This window comes from Pseudomonadota bacterium (genome assembly GCA_010028905.1).
Taxonomy (GTDB): domain Bacteria; phylum Vulcanimicrobiota; class Xenobia; order RGZZ01; family RGZZ01; genus RGZZ01.
Genome location: RGZZ01000370.1, coordinates 1 through 5,042, shown reverse-complemented (window position 1 = coordinate 5,042; position 5,042 = coordinate 1). Strand labels below are relative to the sequence as shown.

Genomic DNA, 5,042 nt, shown 5'->3' with positions numbered 1-5,042 from the left:
GGAGCGCACGGCCCTCGTTGCCGTGCCTCGTCGACTGGCGCGAAACCCCGCGCTTCTTCTGGTTCTGCACGCTCGAGGCGGCAGCGCTGAAGAGGTGCGCGCGCTCACCCGAGGTGGCTTTGAGACGCTTGCCGATGAATCGGGAGCGCTTGTGGCCTACCCGGATGGGGTAGATCACGGCTGGAACGACGGGCGCGGGGTGGGTCCCGACGTAGACGACGTGGCGTTTCTGGAGACCTTGCTCCAGAATCTCGATGACGACTTCAGCATCGACCGCGCGCGGGTCTACGTCACGGGAATCTCCAATGGCGGCATGATGGCCATGCGATTTGCGTGTGACCGCGCAGATCTGGTTGCGGCCATCGCACCGGTCTCGGCGCTGCTTCCGCGCGCGCTGCAGGCGCGCCGTCCGGCCCGATCGGTACCCGTGGTGCTCTTCAACGGCACCGCAGATCCGGTCATGCCGTATGACGGGGGGGCCATCGGACGTGCGGGGGAGCGCGGAGCTGTGCTGTCTGCTGCGCAGACGGCCTCGTGGTGGGCCGCTCGAGACGGGTGCGCCCGGCCTTGCCCTGCAACCCCGCTCGAGGTGCTCGACAGCACTGATCCCACCCGTGTCACCGAGCAGCGTTGGGAGAGCGGGCGTGCAGACGCAGAGGTGGTGCAGCTCACCATCGAGGGCGGCGGGCACACCTGGCCGGGTGGCCAGCCCTACAGAAGTGCGGGGCGCGGAGCGACGTCGAGGAACATCGACGCCTGTCTCCGCATCTGGCGCTTCTTCTCTCGGCATCCGTCGAGGTAGCCGCCCAAGTCGCTCTGACGTGCGCGCCTCATCACGGGGGGAATCAAGAGAACGCACGGCCAATCCCCCGAGAGCCGCGCTCACGCGGAAGGAGGATGCGCTTGTCCGGTACTGCCCACGATCATCACGACTGCGATCACGCTCACGGCTCTCCGTCGGGCGTTACCCATCCCGGCCACGCGCACGGGCATCACGACGCGCCTAAAGGTGGCCATTCCCACGGCCACGATCACAGCCACGGCGGAGGACACGCCCATCCCCTCCCCACAGGGCCGGGCGCCGCGCGCAAGCTGGCCGTGGCGTTCGTGCTCATCGCCTTCGTGCTCGTGGTCGAGCTCACCGTGGCCATTCTCTCTCACTCGCTGGCCCTGCTCGCCGATGCGGGCCATGTGCTCACCGACATCGTGGCCATCGGGCTTTCGTGGTTCGCGGTGCGGCAGGCCGAGCGCCCGCCCACCGCGCAGCGCACCTACGGCTATCACCGCACGGGCATCATGGTGGCGCTCTTCAACTCGGCCACCCTCGTCGTGATTGCGCTCTTCATCGCGCACGAGGCGTGGGGACGCCTGTTTGCGCCCGTCGCGGTGGAGGGCGGCATGATGATCGTGGCTGCCCTGGTGGGGCTGGTTGTGAACCTCTGGGTGGGGCACGACCTGTCGTCTGACGGCGGCGAGAACCTGAACGTGAAGTCGGCGGTGCTGCACGTCATGGGCGATGCCGCGGCATCTCTGGGGGTCATCGTGGCGGCGGCGCTCATGTGGTGGCAACCGACCTGGACGTGGCTCGATCCGGTGATTGCCGTGCTCATCGCCGTGCTCATCGGCTTCGGCGCCTGGCAGATCATCGGCGACTCCACGTCCGTGCTGATGGAGGGGGCCCCCGCCCACATCGACATGGATCGCCTGGTTCACGTGATTCTCGAGGTGCCTGGGGTCGAGGGGGTGCACGATCTGCACGTCTGGTCGATTGCCTCCGGTCTGCCCGTGCTGACGTGTCACGTGCTGCTGCGCGAGCTCGACGTGGTGTCGAGCGCGGCCGTTCTCAACGCCGTGCGCGACGCGCTGGCGGAAGAGTTCAAGGTGCACCACTGCACGCTGCAGCCGGAGTGGGAGCTCTGCGGGCCCGAGAACCTCTACTGCACCCTCGATCAGGTCAAGCGCGCCCCCACCAGCACGCCAGCCAGCCTGCCCGCCAGTGCCGCCGCAGCCGCGGGGGCCAAGGGAGACGCCTCGTCCTGAGCGAGGGCGGGCCGCTCGCGGCGACCTGTCCCTTGGGGGGGCGTGGAGGGAATGCCCCCTTGACGCGTGAACTTCTTTCGAGAGCCCTGCTCGGAGAAGCGGTGCCGAGGCGTCAAGGAGATTCAGTGATGCTCTGCCCGAAGTGTGGTGCGACGATCGAAGCCGATTCGCGCTTCTGCAGCGATTGCGGCCATCAGTCCACGCCGCAGATGGTTGCCGCCTCCCCCGTCGGCACCGCCTCTCAAGGCCCGAGCGCAGACGTCTCGTCACCCGTGGCTCCCCCGCGATTCGCCAGCGCCGCGGTGTCGGCTCCGAACCCGCCGGAGTGGAAGGTCGATCACGGCTCCCCACCGCCCACGCAGAGTCAGGCGTTGCGAGACTCGTGGTCCGGTGTTCGCCCCTCGAGCCCGCTTGCGCCACCGCCTCCCGTGGGCGCGGGGTCTCGTCTTCTCGCGGTGCTCATGATGCTGCTGGTGGCGGCGGCGTTCATCTTCAAGATCGCCATCGTCATCTTCGCGTCGGGGCATGGGCGCCATCACTCATCGGCGCCGCCGCGCCTGGCGGCCCTCGAGCGCTGTCGAACGGCGGTCGTGGCGCACGTTGCCTGAGCTTCCCGTCGCTCGCGTTCTCGGCATCCCCCTGCACTGCGTCTCCATGTCGGAGGCGGTCGACTGCATCGCGGGCTTCATCGCGAGCCGAAGGCCGCACCTCGTCATCACCCTGGGCACCGAGATGGTCATGAACGCCCGCCACAACGAGGCCTTTCGCGCCGTTGCAAGCGGCGCCGAGCTGCTCGTGCCGGACTCCATCGGCGTGGTGTGGGCCGCGCGTCGCCAAGGGTTCGATGTGCACCGCGTCGCCGGCATCGACATGCTGGGAGCGCTGGCCGAGCGCGGGGCGCGGGAGGGGTGGCGGTTCTTCTTCCTCGGAGGCCAGCCCGGCGTGGCTGAAGAGGCTGCGGCCCGTCTTGCCGCGCGTCATCCCGGCCTGGTGATTGCCGGCATCCACGACGGCTACTTCAAGGACGACGGTGTGGTGGTGGAGGCCGTGCGGGCCGCGCGCCCCGACGTCCTGCTGGCCGCGCTCGGCTCTCCTCGTCAGGAGCTGTGGTGTCGCAAGAACGCCGAGGCGCTGGGCGTCCCGGTGGCCATCGGCGTGGGCGGGTCGTTCGACGTCATTGCCGGGCGGGTCGACCGCGCGCCCGCGTGGATGCGCCGCTTCGGTCTGGAGTGGTTCCATCGCCTGCTCCGCCAGCCGTCCCGGTTCGTGCGCATGCTGGCGCTGCCGAAGTTCGCGCTCACCGTTCTCTTCGAGCCTCGTCGCTCTTCCTGAGCCCCCGAAGCCTGGTGGCTTGTAGCCGTGCGCTCCCGCGCAACGGTCGAACGTGCGCAGGGAGATGGCGGGCAGGTCGAGAATCGGCCTCCCTCGCACCTCTTTGTCAACGCCTGACCTTCTATTCTTCCGACCTTCGCGCTTCATCTGATCAACATGAGATCACGCGCAGGCGCGCACGCAGGAGGAACAGGGTGAGCAGATGTTTGAAGCGCGAGGTGCGCTGATGCCGCATCCGATGCGGCTGGCCATCGAGACGACACTGGCCTGGCTCTTCGAGACGCGTTGCGTCGCGTGCCGGACGCGAGGGCCGCTGGCGGTCTGCGCGGCCTGCCAGGCGCGCATCGAGACGGCGAGCGGCCCACGGTGCGCCCGTTGCGACCATCCCCTGGTTCGTGACGGGGCTGCCTGCCCCGACTGTCGCCGAATCGGCGCGCCCGCCTTCGAGGCGACGGTGGCGGTGGGGCGATACAGCGGCATGCTGCGCGATCTGGTGCTCGCGCTCAAGTATCGCGACGGCTGGCGGGTCGCCGATGTGCTGGCGTCGCGCATGGCGGAGCGGGTTCGTCAGCGAGGCTTCGGGGTCGATCTGGTGGTGCCCGTGCCTGTCGATGCGTCGCGCAAGGCGAATCGTGGGTACAGCCAGTCGGTGCTGCTGGCCTCCCGGGTCGCGGTGCGCCTGGGCCTGCCTCACAGGGCAGATCTGCTGTGGCGCCGGGTCGATGGGGTCGTGCAGAGCACCGCCAATCGCGAGACCCGCCACGCGCAGCTGGCGGGGGTCTTCGAGGCCGCGGAAGAGGTTCGAGGAAGGCGTGTCCTGCTCGTCGATGACGTGTGCACCACGGCGTCGACGCTGAACGCGGCGGCCCAGGCCCTGCGTGAGCATGGCGCGCGGGTCTGGGGCGTGGTGGCGGCACGCCAGATGTTGCACGGAGGAAGAAGATGAAAGCAGTCATTCTGGTCGGCGGTGAGGGAACGCGCCTGCGCCCCCTCACCTACGACGTTCCCAAGCCCATGGTGCCCATCGTCAACAAGCCATACATGGAGCATCAGGTCGACACGCTGCGCAGGCACGGCTTCGACGAGATCATCTTCGCCCTCGGCTACAAGAGCGAGGCTTTCGAGGCGTACTTCGGCGACGGATCGAGGTTCGGGGTGCGGTTCTGGCACGTGGTCGAGAATGAGCCGCTGGGCACCGCGGGCGCGGTAAAGAACGTCGAGTCGCTCCTCGACGACACGTTCCTCGTGTTCAACGGCGACGTGCTCTCGGGCATCGATCTCACCGCGCTGGTGAACCTGCATCGTGCGAACGGGGCACTGGGAACGCTCGCGCTCACCCCCGTCGAAGACCCCAGCCAGTACGGCGTGGTGGTCACCGAAGCCGACGGGCGCGTGCGCTCGTTCATCGAGAAGCCCCCGCGCGAGTCGGCCCCCACCAACGCCATCAACGCGGGGGTCTACGTGCTCGAGCCTTCGGTGGTGGCCGCCATGCCGGCGGGCCAGCGGTGGATGTTCGAGCACCAGGTGTTCCCCACGCTTCTCTCCGAGGGAAAGCCGCTCTACGCGTCGCTCTCCGATGCCTACTGGCTCGACATCGGAAGTCCGAGCCGCTACCTGCAGGCCAGTCACGACACGCTCGAGGGTCGGGCGGGCGTGGTTCTGCCGCCCCC

General features: G+C 68.6%; 6 protein-coding genes. All 6 read left to right on the top strand.

Going from position 1 to position 5,042, the window contains the following annotated elements:
• Nucleotides 1–802, top strand: an 802-nt coding sequence (locus EB084_19285) for an alpha/beta fold hydrolase (protein NDD30407.1), incomplete at its 5' end; no start/stop codon positions are given.
• Between the two features lie 95 nt (nt 803–897).
• The gene (locus EB084_19280; protein ID NDD30406.1) at nt 898–2,040 is read left to right on the top strand and encodes a cation transporter; all 1,143 of its coding nucleotides are present in this window, start codon (nt 898–900) and stop codon (nt 2,038–2,040) included.
• 128 nt (nt 2,041–2,168) lie between these two features.
• Nucleotides 2,169–2,648, top strand: coding sequence for a zinc ribbon domain-containing protein (locus tag EB084_19275; protein ID NDD30405.1), 480 nt, complete (start codon nt 2,169–2,171; stop codon nt 2,646–2,648).
• A complete protein-coding gene (locus tag EB084_19270; protein NDD30404.1) occupies nt 2,566–3,372 on the top strand; it encodes a glycosyltransferase in 807 nt (268 codons plus the stop codon). The genes EB084_19275 and EB084_19270 overlap by 83 nt, the downstream gene beginning before the upstream one ends.
• A 202-nt stretch (nt 3,373–3,574) precedes the next feature.
• The gene (locus tag EB084_19265; GenBank protein ID NDD30403.1) at nt 3,575–4,318 is read left to right on the top strand and encodes a ComF family protein; all 744 of its coding nucleotides are present in this window, start codon (nt 3,575–3,577) and stop codon (nt 4,316–4,318) included.
• On the top strand, nt 4,315–5,042 hold a 728-nt coding region (locus tag EB084_19260; protein ID NDD30402.1), incomplete at its 3' end, for an NDP-sugar synthase. The genes EB084_19265 and EB084_19260, both read left to right, overlap by 4 nt.